At 67.9% G+C, this 19,168-nt stretch carries 13 protein-coding genes; 7 read left to right on the forward strand and 6 right to left on the reverse strand.

What is annotated here, in order from left to right; translation table 11 throughout:
* Positions 1-103 precede the first annotated feature (103 nt).
* Genes ACYVKL_RS26845 through ACYVKL_RS26855 form a run of 3 tightly spaced genes read left to right on the forward strand, consistent with a single transcriptional unit; the run spans position 104 to position 2,705 of the window.
* Positions 104-439 (forward strand): YidH family protein, encoded by a 336-nt coding sequence (locus tag ACYVKL_RS26845; RefSeq protein ID WP_379166658.1) that lies wholly within the window; start codon positions 104-106, stop codon positions 437-439.
* Positions 436-807, forward strand: a complete 372-nt coding sequence (locus tag ACYVKL_RS26850; RefSeq protein ID WP_379165915.1) for a DUF202 domain-containing protein — start codon at positions 436-438, stop codon at positions 805-807. The genes ACYVKL_RS26845 and ACYVKL_RS26850 overlap by 4 nt, the downstream gene beginning before the upstream one ends.
* Positions 804-2,705, forward strand: coding sequence for an alkyl/aryl-sulfatase (locus tag ACYVKL_RS26855; protein WP_379165916.1), 1,902 nt, complete (start codon positions 804-806; stop codon positions 2,703-2,705). The genes ACYVKL_RS26850 and ACYVKL_RS26855 overlap by 4 nt, the downstream gene beginning before the upstream one ends.
* Positions 2,706-2,780: 75 nt before the next feature.
* Here ACYVKL_RS26855 and ACYVKL_RS26860 read toward each other — a convergent pair whose 3' ends face one another.
* The 3 genes from ACYVKL_RS26860 to ACYVKL_RS26870 form a co-directional block, all read right to left on the reverse strand.
* Positions 2,781-4,514, reverse strand: a complete 1,734-nt coding sequence (locus tag ACYVKL_RS26860) for an FAD-dependent oxidoreductase (RefSeq protein ID WP_379166661.1) — start codon at positions 4,512-4,514, stop codon at positions 2,781-2,783.
* A gap of 141 nt (positions 4,515-4,655) precedes the next feature.
* Entirely contained in the window at positions 4,656-7,547 is a 2,892-nt protein-coding gene (locus tag ACYVKL_RS26865; protein ID WP_379165917.1) for a LuxR C-terminal-related transcriptional regulator, read from the reverse strand.
* A 207-nt stretch (positions 7,548-7,754) separates the two neighbouring features.
* Positions 7,755-8,351 carry a TetR/AcrR family transcriptional regulator gene (locus ACYVKL_RS26870; RefSeq protein ID WP_379165918.1) on the reverse strand — a complete coding sequence of 199 codons (597 nt, stop codon included), beginning with the start codon at positions 8,349-8,351 and terminating at the stop codon, positions 7,755-7,757.
* Between the two features lie 203 nt (positions 8,352-8,554).
* Here ACYVKL_RS26870 and ACYVKL_RS26875 point away from each other — a divergent pair, with 203 nt between their 5' ends.
* Both ACYVKL_RS26875 and ACYVKL_RS26880 read left to right on the forward strand, forming a co-directional pair.
* The gene (locus tag ACYVKL_RS26875) at positions 8,555-10,630 is read left to right on the forward strand and encodes an alkyl/aryl-sulfatase (protein WP_379165919.1); all 2,076 of its coding nucleotides are present in this window, start codon (positions 8,555-8,557) and stop codon (positions 10,628-10,630) included.
* A 56-nt stretch (positions 10,631-10,686) separates the two neighbouring features.
* The gene (locus ACYVKL_RS26880; RefSeq protein ID WP_379165920.1) at positions 10,687-11,739 is read left to right on the forward strand and encodes an alpha/beta hydrolase; all 1,053 of its coding nucleotides are present in this window, start codon (positions 10,687-10,689) and stop codon (positions 11,737-11,739) included.
* On the opposite strand, the gene ACYVKL_RS26885 is transcribed toward ACYVKL_RS26880, so the two are convergent.
* A complete protein-coding gene (locus ACYVKL_RS26885) occupies positions 11,740-12,528 on the reverse strand; it encodes a DUF2127 domain-containing protein (RefSeq protein ID WP_379165921.1) in 789 nt (262 codons plus the stop codon). It lies immediately after the preceding gene.
* A 57-nt stretch (positions 12,529-12,585) separates the two neighbouring features.
* Positions 12,586-13,725, reverse strand: a complete 1,140-nt coding sequence (locus ACYVKL_RS26890; protein ID WP_379165922.1) for an XRE family transcriptional regulator — start codon at positions 13,723-13,725, stop codon at positions 12,586-12,588.
* A gap of 246 nt (positions 13,726-13,971) precedes the next feature.
* Between ACYVKL_RS26890 and ACYVKL_RS26895 the strand changes: the two genes are divergently transcribed.
* Positions 13,972-14,277: a hypothetical protein gene (locus tag ACYVKL_RS26895; RefSeq protein WP_379165924.1), complete on the forward strand. Its 306-nt coding sequence runs from the start codon at positions 13,972-13,974 to the stop codon at positions 14,275-14,277.
* A 117-nt stretch (positions 14,278-14,394) separates the two neighbouring features.
* On the opposite strand, the gene ACYVKL_RS26900 is transcribed toward ACYVKL_RS26895, so the two are convergent.
* The gene (locus ACYVKL_RS26900) at positions 14,395-15,288 is read right to left on the reverse strand and encodes a PAC2 family protein (RefSeq protein ID WP_213555178.1); all 894 of its coding nucleotides are present in this window, start codon (positions 15,286-15,288) and stop codon (positions 14,395-14,397) included.
* A 234-nt stretch (positions 15,289-15,522) separates the two neighbouring features.
* Between ACYVKL_RS26900 and metH the strand changes: the two genes are divergently transcribed.
* A complete protein-coding gene (gene metH, locus ACYVKL_RS26905; protein WP_379165925.1) occupies positions 15,523-19,101 on the forward strand; it encodes a methionine synthase in 3,579 nt (1,192 codons plus the stop codon).
* The last annotated feature ends 67 nt before the right edge of the window (positions 19,102-19,168 follow it).

Below are 19,168 nucleotides of genomic sequence, written 5' to 3' on the forward strand. Positions count from 1 at the left end.
CATCCGTGGAATGATTGCCCTTGCTGATCATTTGCTGTAATCGGACGACGCCTGCGACCCCGGACAGGTGGTGACAGTGGAAGACCAAGACCAGGAGCAGGGCGTGCCCGAACAGCCCCCGCTCGATTACCGATTCACCCTCGCGAACGAACGCACCTTTCTCGCGTGGATCCGCACCTCGCTCGGCCTGCTGGCCGCGGGTGTGGCGGTGCACACGCTGGTGCAGCCGTTCCATCACGTCGGCGTGCGGCGCGCGCTCTCGCTGAGCTGCATCGCGCTGGCGGTGGCGCTGGCCATGGGGGCGTACACGCACTGGCGTGATGTCCAGGTCCGGATGGAACGGGGTGAGCCACTGCGCAACCCGCTGCTGGTTCCGATTCTCGCGGCCGGCATCGCGGTGGTCTCGGTGTTCGCGGCCGTCGCGACGGTATGGCCGTGACCGCGCCGCCCACCTTCCCCGCCGAGCGCACCGCCCTGGCATGGCGGCGCACCGCCATCGCGGCCATGGGCACCGCGGCGTTGTTCGTCAACCACGCCGCCACCAGCGGCTGGCATCCGGCGGCCATCGGGCCCGCGCTGGCGGCGCTGGCCCTGCTGTTCCTGGCGGGCCTGAGCTTCGTGCGCCACAACACGCTCCACCACGGGCATTGGGCGCACGGCTCACGCGTCATCGCCATCGCCACGGTCGCCGTGGTCGTCGTGTGCGCGGTGGCGATGGTCATCGGTCTCACCGATCCCGGTAAGAAAGAAGCCTTTTCGACCCCAACGACGTCGGAGATTCCGGCAAGAGCAGGAGGCGGACAGTGAGTGCGGTTTCCGAACCGAGCAAGTTCATCATCGAACAGAACCAACGTGCCCTGAAAGAACTCCCGTTCGACAACACCGCCGACCAGGCCGACGCCGACCGCGGCTTCATCGCCAAGCTGGAGCCGGGAATCGTCAAGGACGACAAGGGAAATGTCGTCTGGGACGATGAATCCTACGGCTTCCTGCAGGGCTCCTGCCCGAACTCGGTGCACCCGTCGCTGTGGCGGCAGTCCGGGCTGGTCGTGAAACAGGGTCTCTACGAGGTGGTTCCGGGGATCTACCAGATCCGCGGCCTGGATCTTTCCAACATGACGATCATCGAAGGCAACACCGGGGTCATCGTCATCGACCCGCTGATCTCGACCGAGACGGCGAAGGCGGGCATGGACCTGTACTTCGCGCACCGCGGCCGGAAGCCGGTCACGGCCATGATCTACACCCACTCCCACGTCGACCACTTCGGTGGCGCGATGGGCGTGATGACCGCCGAAGACGCTGCCTCGGGCCGCATTCCGGTGATCGCCCCGGCCGGATTCCTCGAGCACGCGGTCGCCGAGAACGTCTACGCGGGCGTCGCCATGGCCCGCCGCGCCGCCTACATGTACGGCGCGGCGCTCCCGCGCGGCCCGAAGGGGCAGGTCGGCGCGGGTCTGGGGCAGACCACCTCGACCGGCACCATCACCCTGATCGCCCCGACCCACGACATCACCACCACCGGGCAGGAGATGACGGTCGACGGGGTGCGCATCGTCTTCCAGATCACCCCGGGCACCGAGGCCCCGTCGGAGATGAATTTCCACTTCCCCGACTTCCGGGCCCTGTGCATGGCCGAGAACGCCACCCACACCCTGCACAACCTGCTCACCCTGCGCGGCGCGCTGGTGCGCGACCCGCACGTGTGGGCCAAGTACCTGACCGAGTCGATCAACCTCTACGGCCGCGACTCCGATGTCGTGTTCGCCTCGCACCACTGGCCGACCTGGGGCACCGAGACGCTGGTCGAGTACATGGAGCTGCAGCGCGACCTGTACGCCTACCTGCACGACCAGACCCTGCGCCGGATCAACCAGGGCTATGTCGGCGGCGAGATCGCCGAGATGATGGATATGCCTCCGGCCCTGGCCGATTCGTGGGCCGCGCACGGCTACTACGGTTCGGTCAGCCACAACGTGAAGGCCATCTACCAGCGCTACATGGGCTGGTTCGACGGCAACCCCGCCCACCTGTGGGAGCACCCGCCGGTCGAGAGCGCCAAGCGGCACGTGGAATTCATGGGCGGCGCCGACGAGGTGCTGCGCAAGGCGCGCCAGTCCTTCGAGGAGGGCGACTACCGCTGGGTGGTGCAGGCGGTCAACTACGTCATCTTCGCCGACGACACCAACGAGGCCGCCAAGTCGTTGCAGGCCGACGCTTTCGAGCAGCTGGCCTTCGGCGCGGAGAACGGCCCGTGGCGCAACTTCTTCCTCTCGGGCGCCTACGAACTGCGCAACGGCAGCTTCGGCACCCCGACCAAGGAACTGCCCGAGACCATGCTGGCGGCCATGACCGTCGACATGGTGCTCGACGGCCTGGCGCTGCGGGTCGACGGCCCCAAGGCCTGGCACGAGAAGGCGGTCAGCGACTGGGTTTTCACCGACGAGAACCGCACCGTGCGGCTGCAGCTGCGCAATGGCGTGCTGCTGCACTGGGATCGGCACGACGGTGACAAGCTGCCCGCGGCCGACGTCACCTTCACCCTGACCCGCCCGACGCTGATCGGGATGCTGCTGGGCGGGCGCGATGTCGGGGAACTGGTGCAGTCCGGGGCGCTGGCGGTCGAGGGCGATGTCCAGTCCTTCGCCAAGCTGGTCGGCCTGTTCGACGCGCCGGACCCGAGCTTCAACATCGTGACACCCTAGTCACCGGAAAAGGTTGGGCCCGGTCGACTTTCGACCGGGCCCGACCTTCTTCACGAGAACTACGACTCGGCGCTGCTACGCATCCGCCGGACGCGCACCGCCCGTCACCCCGACGATCGGCAGCACCAGCGCGGCCGGGGCCCCGGCCGGGACGATCGGGGCGTGCGGAGCGACGGCCTCGATGCGCCGGTACGGATTCCCCTGCGCCGGACGGGTATCGGCCTCGCCCTTGTTGGGCCAGAACGACGCCGCCCGCTCGGCCTGCGCCGAAATCGTCAGCGACGGATTGACGCCCGGATTCGCCGAGACCGCCGCGCCGTCCACCACATACAGCGACGGGTAGCCGTGCACCCGGTGGTACGGGTCGATGACGCCGGCGCTCGCGTCCTCGCCGATCACGCAGCCGCCCAGGAAGTGCGCTGTCATGGGGGTTTTGAAGATGTCGGCCCAGGAGGCGCCCGGCTCGGCCTTCATCTTCTTCGCGATCCGCTTGGCCGCCTCGTAGCCCACCGGAATCCAGGTGGGGCTGGGGTCACCCTCACCCTGGCGGCTGACGTAGCGGCGGCCGAACAGGCCGCGGCGGGTGTAGGTGGTGATCGAATTGTCGAGGTTCTGCATGACCAGCAGCAGCATGGTGCGTTCGGACCAGTTGCGGACGTTCAACTCTCGCAGGAACCGGCCCGGATGGCGGGCGGCCAGTTTCGCCAGCCGGGTCAGCCGCGAGGACTTGTCGGCCGGGTCCTCGCCGTCGACCATCAAGGTCTGCAGCAGGCCCATGGCGTTGGAGCCCTTGCCGTAGCGCACCGGCTCGATGTGGGTGTCCGGGCTGGGATAGAACGAGCAGGTGATGGCGACGCCGCGGGTGCCGTCGTAGCCGGGGTCCACTTCGGGCTTGCACGAACCCAGGATGGCTTCGGAATTGGTGCGGGTCAGCTCGCCCAGCCGCCGCGAGAGCCGCGGCAGGATCTTGCGGTCGCGCATCTTGAACAGCAGCTTCTGGGTGCCGCGGGTACCGGCGGCCAGCACCACGTGCCGAGCGGTGAAGGTGCGCGCGCCCGCGCCGGGCAGTGTGCCGGTGCGCTTGGTGGCGACGGTCCAGCTGCCGTCGCGCTGCGGCGTGACCGCGGTGACCGTGGTGAGCGGGAAGATCTGCGCCCCACCGCGTTCGGCGAGGCCGAGATAGTTCTTCAGCAGCGTGTTCTTGGCTCCGTGCCGGCAGCCGGTGGTGCATTCGCCGCATTCGATGCAGCCGGTGCGGTCGGGACCGACACCGCCGAAGAACGGGTCCGGCACCGTCTTGCCCGGCTCGCCGAAGTACACCCCGACCGGTGTCTGAATGAACGTGTCGCCCACGCCCATCTCGTCTGCGACCGACTTCACCACCTCGTCGGCGGGCGTCCAGTACGGGTGGGTCACCACGCCGAGCATCTTGCGGGCCTGGTCGTAGTAGGGGAGCAGTTCGCTCTTCCAGTCGGCGATATGGGCCCATTGCGGATTGCCGAAGAAGCCGTCGCGCGGGACGTAGAGGGTGTTCGCGTAGTTCAGGGAGCCGCCGCCCACGCCGGCACCGCCCAGCACCACGCAATTGCTGAGCGGGTGAATGCGCTGAATTCCGTAGCAGCCCAGGGCCGGCGCCCACAGGAATTCGCGCAGATGCCAGCTGGTCTTGGCGAAATCGGCGTCGGCGTACCGTCGTCCGGCTTCCAGGACGGCGACCTTGTATCCCTTCTCCACCAGTCGCAGTGCCGTCACGCTCCCGCCGAATCCGGAACCGATGACGACGACGTCGAAATCATTGTTCTCATCCATTGCCACGAGCTCTACCTCCGGTTGTGCGGGCACATCACCGATTTGAGCTTAGCCAGAAAATAGCGGAAATTGGCTGGTAGGGCGAGCTTTCACCTGTTTCGGGTGAGGACGGCAGGCGGGTAATGATTAGCTTAGAGATTGCTAAAGCAATCCGGTTCGGCGTGCGCGATCGAGTGCATCGGTGCGGGAGCTCGAACCCAATTTCCCGTAGATGCCGCGCATATGGGTTTTCACCGTATTGATGGACACTCCGAGATCGTCGGCGATCTGCTGGGTCGTCCGCCCCGACGGAAGGTGTTTGAGCACCGTCAATTCCGTGGTCGTGAGCGCCGGAGCGGCCGCCGATCCCCGCGCGGCCGCCGGGTGATGGCGAATACGGCCGGCGAAGGCATCGTCATGCCCGAAACGTCCGGCGAAGGTGTCGAGCAGATCGAGCGCGCCCGGCACGTCCAGGAACGGGCGCACCAGATGCTCGGGCTCAGCGCAGCGCAGGGCCTTGGCCACCCCCTCATAGGCCTTGAGCGAATTGCCCAGCTCGGCGTGGGCGGTCGCGTCGAGCAGCCAACCCAGCACCGCCATCAGCGGATTCACCCGCGCCCCGGCCGCCAGCAGCGGTGCGGTCAGCGCGTGCACCGATCGCGCCTTGTTGGCGGCGCGCGCCAGCCCCGCCTCGCACAACGCGACCACCGGATGCGCGCCCACCGCCCGGTGTGCCTCGGCCACCAGTTGTTGTGCGGCGCGGCCGTCGGGCACCCGCAGCAGCGTCCACACCGCCTGCACCAGCAGGCCCAGGGTGAACGGCGGCTGCGAACGGTTGATCAGCACGGACATGCTGTGCCGCAACGACTGTGCCGCGCCGTAGCGGTCGGCGGCGGTGTCGAAGGCCAGCAGCTGCGCCACCACATGTTCGTGGCTCCCCGGCTCGAACGCCCCGCGGCGGCGGTGGCCGGTGAGCGCGTCGGCGAAATACCGGCCGGCGTGATCGTCACCCTGCACATGCGCCGCCAGCGCGGTCATCACCACCGCCTGCAACGCGTCGGTGGAATCCAGCAGCCGATGTGCGCCCGCGATATCGAGAGCATGCTGCGCCCGTTCCCGCATGGCGGCGATCGACCCCTCGATACCGGAGGCCACGGCAAGGCGATTCGCCGACCGCAATGCCAGCCGCGCATGCCGCGAATGTTCGGCCGACGCCAGCGTCCGCCGTAACTGCCGTTCACCGGCGGCCACCTCGCCCCGCCCCAGCAGCACGGTGGCGCGTTGCACCGCCGAATAGGCGTCGATGTCGTGATTGCCGGTCGGCGTCGGCTCGGGGCCGGGGTCCAGGTCCTCGGCGGGGCTGCCGACAGCGATCGCGAGTTCGATCGCCACCGCCCGACGCAGGGCACACAGCCACTGCTCGGGCACGCATGACCGGGCACCCGAGGGCTGCGATACCGATTCCGGCAGCGGCGAATCCATGATCGGCGTGGGCTGCCGGAGCTGCACGCCCGGCCCCGGCTCCGGGTGTCCGGTGGGAGCGCTGTCGTCGCGCGCCGCGTGTGTCAGCTCCAGCTGCGCGGTGGCGGTGTCGATCTCACCCCGGCCGAGGGCGTCCACGGCGCGCAGCAGTCGGACGTAGGGGTCGGCGGTGAACGCTGGACTGGCATGGTCGAGGCGGTCGAAGAGGGCCGGGCCGCCGCCGTCGAGCACCACGCCCAGCGCGTGGTCGCGCAGGAAGTCGCGGGCGGGGCCCGGGTCGGGAAGGTACAGCAGCTGTTCGAGGGCCGAGAGCGGTACTCCCGCACCGATATTCCAGTCCGCGATGGTCAGCCGGAGCCGGGTGAGCGCCGCGGGATCCATGCGGAGGGTCTCGCCCAGCAGGTGTGCGCGCACCAGCGGGGGATACGCGAAACACAGTGCGCCGTCGCGGTTCTCGTGGGTGTACGGAAAGTGCAACCGGGCGAGCGTGTCGAGCGTCCCGCGCGGGGAATGCTCGACCAGCCGCTCGGCCAGCTGCTCGGTGAAGGCGGCGGGAAGCGCGGTGCGGACCAGGAATTCGCGCACCTGCTGAGGCAGCGGCCCGATCACCTCCCGCTCCAGGAACGCCGAGATCGTGCGCGGCGAGCGGGCCAGCGTGGCCAGCGCCGTGCCTGGGTCGCGTGGCTGCCTCGCCAGATGCAGCGCCGCCAAACGCGCCAGTGCCGCCCACCCGCGAGTCAGCTCCAGCACCCGCGTCAGCATCCTGCCGTCGAGCGCGCACCCGTGCTGATCGCAGAGCTCCCGCACCTCCTCGGCGGTCAACGCCAGTTCCGCTGGCCCGAATCGCGCCAGCCTGCCCCGCAATTCGAGCGCATGCCACCGCAGGGCGGGTTCCACCCGCCCGGCGACCACCACGGTCACATTCGCCGGCGCGTGCCGCACGAGATACTCGAGCTCGGCTGACAGTTGTGGTTCGACGAGATCCTCCGCGGCGTCGATCACCAGGACGACGGGCGCGGACTCCGCACACAGTTCGTCCAGCAGTCGCGTGAGCGAGCTCCCGAACCCGACCTCGTCACCTTCCGCCAGACCGACGCTCGGCACGGACCGCACGTGGCTTTGCGGGACAACCGCATTCGAGCGATGCGCCGACCGATCGGCCGGGCGGCGGCCGGGTCGGGCGTCGCGTTGTCCGCTCGGCGGGGTGGAAACAGTCCTGAGGGCGGGGCCGGGGCGGTGCGGGCCCTCCGGGCCGGCGGCGGTCGGGGTGATGAGGTCGCGGTGCAGGTCGTCCCAGGGGGTGCCGCTGTTGTGCGCGTCGGCGGTCGCCCAGGCGGTGCGGGTGCCCGGGCGGGTGGTGCGGCGGTGGTCGAGCCAGGTCGCGAGCAGCACTGTTTTGCCGGTTCCGGCGGGGGCGTCGAGGAGGATCGTGTGGCCGGTGTCGGCGGCGGTATCGAGGGTCCGCAGCAGATGGGTGCGGGGGAGGGTGGGGAAGGCCAGGTCGGGGCCGGTGGTGGCCGGCTTCGCGGGTCTGGATTCGGACGGGATGTGGTGCTGTCCCGCGGTGCTCATTCTTCCTCCTGCTCCGAAGCGGGCAGCGCAGCGCCTGCCGTCACCAGCAACGTAACGGCAACCCGTCTGAAAATGGGAAATTTCGGACCATCGAGTCACCCGAAACGGGTGAGGCGGGGCGGGTGCGGGCACGCCAGAATGGCGCTGCAACCGGCCCGTTCAGTGAGAGGATCCCGCCGTTGTCGGTCTTCGGGTGTGATCCGGGCGTCAGTGCCCGGGCGCGAGCATGGTGGTGAGGGCGCGGCGGACCGCCTCGGAGGCGGCCCGGGCCGACAGGCCGCGCCGATCCATCAGGTGGTGGCGGTACGGCCAGCCCACGGTGGCGTCGATGAGGTCCAGCAGTTGGCCGGAGTCGGGCGCGCGGTCCAGTTCGGGTGCGAAGTCGCGGGCGAGGGCCTCGCGAATCCGCTTGTCGGTCAAGCGCATCCGGGCGTCCACGGCCGGTGTGCGCAGCGATTCGACCAGGCCGAGCACGCGGGGCTCGCGTTGCCGCGCGAAGATCGCGTCACCCTGGCGGACCACCGCGTCGATGCGCTCGGGCAGGGGCAGTGCCGGATCGACCTCGGCGATGAGCGCCTCGACCTCCTCGGACTGCTGGTCCACCACGGCCGTGATCAGCGCCGTGCGGGTCGGGAAGTGCACGAAGATACTGCGTTCGGAGACGCCGGCGCGCCCGGCGATGCTGCGCGTGGTCGGATCCAACTCGCCGTCGTGGACCGCCGACAGCAGGCCCTCGATGATCGCCCGGCGGGTCTGTTCGGGGTTGCGCCGCCGCCGGGGGCTGCCGCCCGTGCCCTCGCTCATACGCAGCATCCGATCACATCCGGTTCGGCGCCGTGCACGCAGGTCGGGTGGTGGTTCGCGGGGGATATGGGGGGAGTCACCCACTCATCGTATTGCAGAGAGACTGCAATAGTGATGTAGTGTGACCAACAGAGCAGAATCACAGCAATCGCTCGGCTATTGCTTTCTGTCCGTCACGACAACGCATGGACAGGAGAGCGCGCATGACCGACGAAGGCCTCACGAACAACGGGGACGACCGCACGCCCGGCCGATTCCAGGTATCGCGGCGCGGAGTGTTCGGGGTCGGCGCGGCCGCCCTGGTCGCCGCCGGAGTGGGCGCGGCCGTCACCGGATGCGACAGCAACAGCGACAACGGCTCGGCCGCGGAGAAATCCAGCAAGGACCCCGTCGCCCCCAGCGGTCACATCGAGGTCCAGCAGAAGCAGGCCCAGTCCTCGCTGCCCTTCTCCGACACCCAGGACTTCGCCGACACCGACAAGGGTTTCATCGCCAAGCTGCAACCCGACCAGGTCAAGGACGCCAAGGGCAATGTCATCTGGGACAACGATTCCTACGGCTTCCTGCAGGGCTCCTGTCCCAACTCGGTGCACCCGTCGCTGTGGCGGCAGTCGCAGCTGGTGGTGAAACAGGGCCTCTACGAAGTGGTTCCGGGCATCTACCAGATCCGCGGCCTGGACCTGTCGAACATGACGATCATCGAAGGCAAGACCGGCGTCATCGTGATCGACCCGCTGATCTCCACCGAGACCGCCAAAGCCGGCATGGACCTGTACTTCGCCAACCGCGGGCAGAAGCCGGTCACGGGCATGATCTACACCCACTCCCACGTCGACCACTTCGGCGGCGCGATGGGCGTCATCACCGCCGAAGACGCTGCCTCGGGCCGTATTCCGGTGATCGCCCCGCAGGGCTTCGTCGAACACGCCGTGGCCGAGAACATCTTCGCCGGCACCGCCATGGCCCGCCGCTCGGCCTACATGTACGGCGCGGCCCTGCCGCGCGGCGACAAGGGACAGGTCGGCGCGGGCCTGGGCATGACCACCTCGACCGGCACCGTGAGCCTCATCCCGCCCAACCGGGACGTCACCCGGACCGGGCAGGAGGAGACGATCGACGGGGTGCGCATCGTCTTCCAGATCACCCCCGGCACCGAGGCGCCCTCGGAGATGAACTTCTACTTCCCCGACTTCCGGGCCATGTGCATGGCCGAGAACGCCACCCACACCCTGCACAACCTGCTCACCCTGCGCGGCGCGCTGGTGCGGGACGCGCACGTGTGGTCGCAGTATCTGACCGAGACCATCAACATGTTCGCCGGCATCTCCGACGTCGCGTTCGCCTCGCACCACTGGCCCACCTGGGGTTCGGACAAACTCACCGAATGGCTGTCGCTGCAACGCGATACCTACGCCTACCTGCACGACCAGACCCTGCGCATGCTCAACCAGGGCTACACCGGCATCGAGATCGCCGAGCAGATCCAGATGCCGCCGGGCATCGAGCAGAAGTGGTACAACCACGGCTACTACGGGTCGGTCAGCCACGACGTGAAGGCCGTGTACCAGCGCTACATGGGCTGGTTCGACGGCAATCCGGCACACCTGTGGGAGCATCCGCCGGTCGAATCGGGCAAGCGGCACGTGGAGGCCATGGGCGGCGCGAGCGGCGTGCTGAAGGTGGCCCGCAAGGCCTACTCCGACGGCGACTACCGCTGGTGCGTGCAGGTACTCAATTATCTGATCTTCGCCGAGCCTGACAACGAGAAGGCGAAGATGTTGCAGGCCAGCGCCTTCGAGCAGCTGGGCTACGGCTCCGAGAACGGCACCTGGCGCAACTTCTTCCTCTCCGGCGCCTACGAACTGCGCAACGGCAACTTCGGCACCCCGACCAAGGCCAACTCCGCCTCCATGATCAGCGCGCTGAGCGTGGACCAGATCTTCGACGCCGCCGCCTTCCAGATCAACGGCCCCAAGGCATGGGATCTGCACCTGGTCGCCGACTGGGTGATTCCGGAGGAGAACAAGACCTACCGCACCGAACTACGCAACGGCGTGCTCATCCACTACGTGGTCCCGCCGGACTTCAAGGGCCCGGCCCCCGACGCCACCTTCACCCTGCCCCGGCTGGAGCTCATCGCGGTGATGACCCGCAGCAAGGACTTCGTCAAGGAAGTCGCGTCCGGCGCCATCAAGGCCAGTGGCGATCCGGCCAAGCTGAAGCAGCTGCAGGACGTCATGGACAAGCCCGACCCCAACTTCAATATCGTCACCCCCTGACCGGACGCCGAATATGGCAGAGTCGCTCTCACTGTTCGACGAGAGTGGGAGTGGCTGTGCGGAATCGACTGCGGAACGCGGTGATCGCCGGATGTCTGGCGATCGCCGCCGCCGTGCCGGGCGCGGCCCGGGCCACGCCCGGTGACTCGGTCGCCGAGACCACCGCGTACCTCACCGACGCCGTCAGCGTCGACGCCTCGAAGGTGGTGAGCGTCGAAGTCCTCGACGACCGCAACCTCGGCCTCGAGGTGTACTCCGCGGCCATGGACAAGACGGTGCACCTGGATGTGCTGCGGCCCGCCGACACCTCGCGCCTGCAGCCCACGCTGTATCTGTTCAACGGCACCGACGCCGGCTACGGCGACAAGAACTGGAAGACCCAGGTGCCGGAGGTCTTCGACTTCCTGGGCGCCAAGAACATCAATGTCGTGGTGCCCACCGGCGGGCTGGCCAGCTACTACACCGACTGGCGCGCAACCGATCCTGTGCTCGGAGTCAACAAGTGGAAGACGTTCTTCACCGAGGAGCTGCCGCCGCTGCTCGACGCGGGCCTGCGTACCAACGGTCGCAATGCCATTGCGGCGGTGTCGATGTCGGCGACCCCGGCCCTGAACCTGGCCCTGGCCAAGCCCGGGCTGTTCAAGGCCGCGGCCACCTTCAGCGGGTGCGTGCAGACCAGTGATCCGGTCGGCCAGGCGTTCGCCCGGATCGTCGTGGGCTCCGAGGGCGGCAACGCGGACAACATGTACGGCCCGGGCGAGGACCCGATGTGGGCCGACAACGACCCCTACCTGCACGCGGAGCGGCTGCGCGGCATGGAGCTGTACCTGTCCGCGGGCAACGGGATTCCCGGCCCGTACGACGTCGTCGACGGGAAGTTCGTCATCTTCCCCGGCGCGGCAGGCTTTCTGGTGCACATGATCTACGACGGCACCATCGAAGCCGCCACCGGCTACTGCACCCGCAACCTGGCCGCCAAGCTCACCGAACTCGGCATCCCCGCCACCGTGGACCTGCCGGCCAACGGCACCCACTCCTGGGGCGTGTTCCGCGACGAGCTGGTCAAGTCCTGGCCGGTGCTGGCGAAGGGGCTGCAGCTGCCCGCCTGATCAGTGCGCGGGCGCGGCTGCGGGTTCCTCGGGTCCGGCTGCGACAGCGGCGCGTTCGACAGTCATCAGACTCTCGGAGTGGTGCTCGGCGTAGTACTTCGCCGCGCCGCCGTTGAGGCCGAACAAGGACTTGCTCCACAGCAGCCAGATCACCGCGGCCAGGTTCACCAGCAGCGCGGCCACCCGCAGGAAGGTGATCTTCTCGGTCAGCTCGTAGACCTCGAGCGGCAGGAAGATGCTGGTGGCCACCACCGCGAAGTACTCGCCCCAGCGCTTGACCAGCCACAGGCCCACCGCCTCCACCAGTTGGATGGTGGCATAGGCGAACAGCGCCACCGCGATCCAGATCAGGACGGTCGGCGAGAGCGTGAACGCGGTGTCGATACCCCGGATGATCTTGGAATGGTCGGGGTTGAAACCGATCTGATCGGCCAGCTGCCGGATCAGCGGAAGATCCTTGTCCCAGCTGGCCTTCCAGTGCTCCCGTGAACCGCGCAGCTTCAGCACGCCCGCGCCCAGTAGCAGCAGGACCAGCGCGCGGCCGACCCGCTCGGCCGCCAGCAGCCGCATGATGATGCGGTCGCGCAGCAGGTGCCCGCGCGGCACCTCCGGCGCGTCGTCGGCGGGACCGGACCGGCGCGGCTCGCCCGGCACGAAATCGCCGCAGCGCAGGCACCGCCAGGATTCGCCCGCCGGGGTCGCCACGTGGAGGCGTACCGCGAGCTCGGGCTCGGTGGGGGCGTAGGTCTCGTGCCCTCGGGCAGCGCAGGTCCACAGACTGAAGTCCATGCGCTGGAGCGTACCCAGGGGCCCCGGCCGATGCCCGGGAACTGCGCCGGGCCCGCCTCAGCTCGCGGCGAGGGAACGGAGTTGGTCGAGATAGGTTCTGGTGCGCGGATCCCCGGGGAAGCGCGCGATCATCTCCCGGGCCGCCTCACCCGCGACCCACAACAGCGACGGCAGCGAGCGCCGCTTGCCGGTGAAGGCGCGCAGGCCTTCGTCCAGGGCGAGCTCCAGATTGCGATCGCGCACCGCTACCACCGCCAGCGTCAGGTGCGCCTCCGACACCCGCATGGGTTTGCGGACACTGCCGTCGGGCCGGGTCGAGGTCGCTATCACCTGGCGGGCATAGGTTTCCGCGAGCCGGTCGTCGCCGGCCACCCGGCAGCAGTCCATGGCGTAGAAGTCGAACTTCTGCGGGTCCACCACGAAATGGTTCTCCAGATTGGCCGGGTGCTCGATCGCGTCGAGGATCGAACGGCCCTGGGTGAGCGCCTTTTCCACCTCGCGGCGATCGCCGATCCGAGCCCAGGCCTTGGCCCGCTGGGCGGCGAGCTGCACCCCGACGCCCAGTCGGCCGGTGGTGGGCTGCGCGGCCTCGGCGCTGTCGATCGCGCCCCGGTAGTTGGCCTGGGTGAGGGCGAACCAGGCGGCCATTTCGGCTCCCCAGCCGACGATTTCGGCGTGGTCGGCCTCCTGGCCCAGCGACAGCGCGGCGCGCCGGGTGGCCTCGGCCGCGGTCCGCCAGCCCAGGTCGTAGTCGACGCAACCGACCAGCAGGGCGACCCATCCGGCCAGTACCAGCACTTCTCGATGCTGGGCCAGGGTCAGCCGGCCGTCGAGCAGCGAGGTGATGCGCCGCAGCCACGCCGTGCCCTCGGCATGTAGCTCGTGTGGATCGGCGCACGGGTAGTCCGAGCACAACCGGTCGGCGGTGATGCGGATGGCGTCGAGGGTGGAAGCCGACACATCGGACATCCGCAGCCGCCCAATGAATTCCAGGGTGTCCAGTCCGGTCGCCGAGAGCATTTCGTCATCCCGATTCGGCCTGGTCTTGGGGAAGAAGGCCGCCGTCACCGTGTCGAAAGCGGCCGCGATGATCGGGGCGTAGAAATCGTCGGGCCGGGATTCCCCGGATTCCCAGCGCCGCCAGTTACGCAACAGAGTGCTGTCGGTGGGGAGATTGTGAGTCGACTTGGCGCGCATGGCCCGAACCGCATCAGCTTGTGACCACCCCCGAGCATCACGTTCGGCTCGCATTCGGACAGCCCAGACAGGTCGATCGTCACCGGCGGACACGAACTGTAGTATCTCACCAGTTAACGTCGGATGGACCCGGATAGGGCATCTCGATGTCAGTGGGTTGACATCTGCAATTGCATTCGCGAGAACGCCAAGCTGATTACCAGGGCACACGTCAGAACAGCGATCCCCAATCCAACGGAGGTTCGGGTGGAAGCGTTGATCTATGGGTATGTGCGTGACGATTTGGCCGACGGCCGAAGCGATGAGCTGGAGAACGCCATGTGCGGGCTCGCTCAGTCCGCGGGCCTCTGCTTCGCCGCGACCTTCCATGAATCGACCGCCGGCGATGGCACCGCGTTCGCGGAGCTGACCGCCGAACTCAAACGCGCCGATGCCCACCACGTGGTGGTGCCGTCGCTCGATCACCTTGCGGGCCAGACCATTCCGCGCGACATCCTGATCGCGAAGCTGGCTCACGAGGCCGCCGCCCAGGTCTGGGCCCTCGAGCACTAGCCTGCCGCGGCGCCGGAAAAGACGCCGCACCTGCGTCGAGAACGCAGGTGCGGCAAGGGTTTCCAGGCGGTCCGGTTCGGGACATTCACCCCGAAACAGACATGATTGGACGAGGGGTCAGAGGCCGAAGCCGCCGCGTCCGCGCCGGCGCAGGTACTTCTCGAACTCGGCGGCGATGGCATCACCGTCGATCTTGGCCATGGCGTCGTTGATGTCGACCTCGGCGTCGCCGCGCTCCTCGAGCGAGCGCACGTACTCCGCGATCTCCTCATCGCCCGCGGTCATCTCGTTGACCGCGCCCTCCCACTCCTCGGACTGCTCGGGCAGCGCGCCGAGCGGCACCTCGACATCGAGGACGTCCTCGACCCGATGCAGCAGTGCGATGATTGCCTTCGGGTTGGGCGGCTGGGACACATAGTGCGGCACCGCGGCCCAGAACGAGATGGCCGGCACACCCGCGCGCACGCAGGCATCCTGCAGCACCCCGGTAATACCGGTCGGTCCCTCGTATCGGGTCTGCTCGAGGTTGAAGCGCTCGGCGGCTTCCTTGTTATATGCGGTGCCCGTCACAGGAACCGGGCGGGTGTGCGGGGTATCGGCCAGTAAAGCGCCGAGGATCACCACCGTGGACACCCCGAGCTGCTCGACGAACTCGAGGATGTCGTTGCAGAAGCTGCGCCAGCGCATGTTCGGTTCGACACCGCGCAGCAGCACCACGTCACGATCACTGCCCGGGGGCGAGCACACCGACAACATGGCCGAGGGCCACACGATCTCCCGTGTCACCCCGTCGACCTGGCGCACCGTGGGCCGGTTCACCTGATAGTCGTAGTAGTCCTCGGAATCGAGCTCGGCCAGCGGCTGGGAGTCCCAGATCAGTTCCAGATGTTCGACCGCGCCACTGGCGGCGTCGGCGGCATCGTTCCAGCCTTCGAAGGCGGCCACGAGCACCGGATCCCGCAGCGTGGGCAGGTCCGACTCGGGTGGCACCGGGGATTCACTGGCGTTCACCCGGTCAGCCTACGGTGTACGCACACCCGGTGTGCATGCGACGCGCAATCGCGCAATGGGCGCTGTGCGTCATGATCACCCGGTGGTTCACGGCCCGTCTCGTTCTGGACCGAGTGGAGCGGGGGAGCGAAGCGGAGGGAGGGAAGAACGAGACCTCCAGGGCCGCGAACCCGCCGGAGCGAAGCGGAGGCAGTCAAATTCAGCTTGTCGCTGCTTCCCACTACTCTTTAGTACATGTCTGTACGCAGCCGCGCCGAATTCGACACCACCTTCTTGGACACGCTCAGACGGCGTGTCGTAATCGGGGACGGTGCGATGGGCACGATGCTACAGGCCGCGGATCTCACGCTCGACGACTTCCGCGGCCTCGAGGGTTGCAACGAGATTCTCAATGAAACCCGCCCCGACGTGCTGCGACACATTCATCGCGCCTACTTCGAGGCCGGCGCCGACGCCGTCGAGACCAATACCTTCGGGTGCAATCTGCCCAACCTCGCCGACTACGACATCGCCGACCGGATCCGCGATCTGTCCGAGCGCGGCACCCGCCTCGCCCGCGAGGTCGCCGACGAGATGGGCCCGTCGGCCGACGGCACCCCGCGCTACGTCCTGGGCTCGATGGGCCCGGGTACCAAACTGCCCACCCTGGGCCACGCGCCCTACGTCTCCCTGCGCGACGCCTACACCGAGGCCGCGCTCGGCATGCTCGACGGCGGCGCCGACGCCATCCTCATCGAGACCTGCCAGGACCTGCTGCAGGTCAAGGCCGCGGTCACCGGCAGCCACAACGCCATGGTGAAGGCGGGTCGCCGGATTCCGATCATCACGCACGTGACGATGGAGACCACCGGCACCATGCTGGTCGGCTCCGAGATCGGCGCCGCGCTGACCGCGCTCGAGAAGCTCGGCATCGACATGATCGGGCTGAACTGCGCCACCGGCCCCGACGAGATGAGCGAGCACCTGCGCCATCTGTCCAAGCACGCGCAGCTGCCGGTGTCGGTGATGCCGAACGCGGGCCTGCCGGTGCTGGGCGCCAAGGGCGCGGAGTACCCGCTCTCGGCCGAGGACCTGGCGGTCTCGATGACCCAGTTCGTATCCGAGTTCGGATTGTCACTGGTGGGTGGTTGCTGTGGCACCACTCCCGAGCACATCCGGCAGATGGCCGAGGCGGTGCGCGAGGTCGAGCAGGGCAAGCGCAATCCCGTGCACGAGCCCAGCACCTCGTCGATCTACTCGGCGGTGCCGTTCGAGCAGGACGCCTCGATCCTGATGATCGGTGAGCGCACCAATGCCAACGGCTCCAAGGCTTTCCGTGACGCCATGCTGGCCGGCGACTGGCAGAAGTGCCTCGACATCGCCAAGGACCAGACCCGCGACGGCGCGCACATGCTGGACCTGTGCGTGGACTACGTGGGCCGCGACGGCGCCGTCGACATGCGTGAGCTGGCCTCGCGGCTGGCGACCTCCTCGACGCTGCCGATCATGCTGGACTCCACCGAAACCCCGGTGCTGAAGGCCGGTTTGGAGCAGCTGGGCGGGCGTTGCGCCATCAACTCGGTCAACTACGAGGACGGCGCGGGCCCGGATTCGCGGTTCCAGCAGACCATGGCGCTGGTCGCCGAACACGGTGCGGCCGTGGTCGCGCTGACCATCGACGAGGAGGGCCAGGCCCGCACCGCCGAGCACAAGGTGGCCATCGCCGAGCGGCTCATCGAGGACATCACCCAGAACTGGGGTCTCGAAGAGTCCGACATCATCATCGACACGCTGACCTTCACCCTGGGCACCGGCCAGGAGGAGTCGCGCCGCGACGGCATCGAAACCATCGAAGCCATCCGCGAACTCAAGAAGCGGCACCCGGAAGTGCAGACCACGCTGGGTCTTTCGAACATCTCCTTCGGCCTGAACCCGGCCGCGCGGCAGGTGGTCAACTCGGTGTTCATGCACGAATGCGTCGAGGCCGGTCTGGATTCGGCGATCGTGCACGCCTCGAAGATCCTGCCGATGGCCCGGATTCCGGAGGAGCAGCGCCAGGTCGCGCTGGATCTGGTCTACGACCGGCGCACCGAGGACTACGACCCGCTGCAGAAGCTGATGTCGCTGTTCGAGGGCGTCTCGACGGCCTCGTCGAAGGCGTCCCGTGCCGAGGAGCTGGCGGCGCTGCCGCTGTTCGAGCGGCTCGCTCGGCGCATCGTCGACGGCGAGAAGGCCGGGATGGAAGCCGATCTCGACGAGGCCATGGCGCAGGTGCCGCCGCTGCAGATCATCAACGAGACGCTGCTCTCGGGCATGAAGACCGTCGGTGAGCTGTTCGGTTCGGGCCAGATGCAGCTGCCGTTCGTGCTGCAGTCCGCGGAGACGATGAAGACCGCGGTCGCCTACCTGGAGCCGCACATGGAGGCCACCGACGACTCCGGCAAGGGTCGCATCGTGCTGGCCACCGTCAAGGGCGACGTGCACGACATCGGCAAGAACCTGGTCGACATCATCCTGTCGAACAATGGCTACGAGGTTGTCAATCTCGGTATCAAGCAACCGATTTCGACCATCCTCGACGCCGCCGTGGACAAGAAGGCCGACGTGATCGGCATGTCCGGGCTGCTGGTGAAGTCCACCGTGGTGATGAAGGAGAACCTCGAGGAGCTCAACTCCCGCGGTGTCGCCGAACAGTTCCCGGTGCTGCTCGGTGGCGCGGCGCTGACCCGCGCCTACGTGGAGAACGATCTCACCGAGGTCTACGCCGGCGACGTGCACTACGCGCGTGACGCCTTCGAGGGCCTGCACCTGATGGACGAGATCATGACCCGCAAGCGTGGTGGCGGGCTGGATCCGAACTCGCCCGAAGCCATCGCCGAACGGGAGAAGGCCGCCGAGCGCAAGGCGCGCCACGAGCGGTCCAAGCGGATCGCCGAGGAGCGCAAGGCCAAGGAGGTGCCCGTCGTGGTGCCCGAGCGTTCCGATGTGGCCGCGGACCTGCCGGTGCCGACGCCGCCGTTCTGGGGTTCGCGCATCATCAAGGGCCTGTCGCTGAGCGAGTACTCGGGGCTGCTCGACGAGCGGGCGCTGTTCCTGGGGCAGTGGGGCCTGCGCGGGCAGCGTGGCGTGGAGGGCCAGTCGTACGAGGATCTGGTGGAGACCGAAGGCCGTCCGCGGCTGCGGTATTGGCTGGACCGGCTGATCGCCGAGGGCGTGCTGCAGCACGCCGCGGTGGTGTACGGGTACTTCCCGGCGGTGTCGGAGGGCGACGATGTGATCGTTCTCACCGAGCCGAAACCCGATGCGCCGGAACGCTTCCGCTTCACATTCCCGCGGCAGCAGCGCGACCGGTTCCTCTGCATCGCCGACTTCATTCGCTCGCGCGAGCGCGCGATCGAGACCGGCCAGGTCGATGTGATGCCGTTCCAGCTGGTCACCATGGGTCAGCCCATCGCCGACTTCGCCAATGTGCTGTTCAAGGAGGACAACTACCGCGACTACCTCGAGGTGCACGGCATCGGCGTGCAGCTGACCGAGGCGCTGGCGGAGTTCTGGCACCGGCGGATCCGGGAAGAACTGACACTGGACGGGCATTCGGTGGCCGACGAGGATCCCGCCGATGTGCTCGACTACTTCAAACTCGGATACCGTGGCGCACGGTACTCATTCGGTTATGGGGCCTGCCCGGACTTGGAGGATCGGGCCAAACTCGTGGAGTTGCTCGACGCCAACCGAATCGGCGTGATCCTCTCCGAGGAACTGCAGCTGCACCCGGAGCAGTCGACCGACGCGTTCGTGCTGCTGCACCCGGAAGCCAAGTACTTCAACGCTTAATATCTTCACCAGGTTTCGGGCTTTCGCGCAGAGTGGCAGGGTGCTCGGCGCGAAAGCCAGCAGGAGG

Source organism: Nocardia tengchongensis (assembly GCF_054781395.1).

Coding starts and splice junctions, on each gene's coding strand:
- ACYVKL_RS26860 (WP_379166661.1), bottom strand. CDS start 4,514: ATGGATGAGAACAATGATTTCGACGTCGTCGTCATCGGTTCCGGATTC.
- ACYVKL_RS26865 (WP_379165917.1), bottom strand. CDS start 7,547: ATGAGCACCGCGGGACAGCACCACATCCCGTCCGAATCCAGACCCGCG.
- ACYVKL_RS26870 (WP_379165918.1), bottom strand. CDS start 8,351: ATGAGCGAGGGCACGGGCGGCAGCCCCCGGCGGCGGCGCAACCCCGAA.
- ACYVKL_RS26875 (WP_379165919.1), top strand. CDS start 8,555: ATGACCGACGAAGGCCTCACGAACAACGGGGACGACCGCACGCCCGGC.
- ACYVKL_RS26885 (WP_379165921.1), bottom strand. CDS start 12,528: ATGGACTTCAGTCTGTGGACCTGCGCTGCCCGAGGGCACGAGACCTAC.
- ACYVKL_RS26890 (WP_379165922.1), bottom strand. CDS start 13,725: ATGCGCGCCAAGTCGACTCACAATCTCCCCACCGACAGCACTCTGTTG.
- metH (WP_379165925.1), top strand. CDS start 15,523: ATGTCTGTACGCAGCCGCGCCGAATTCGACACCACCTTCTTGGACACG.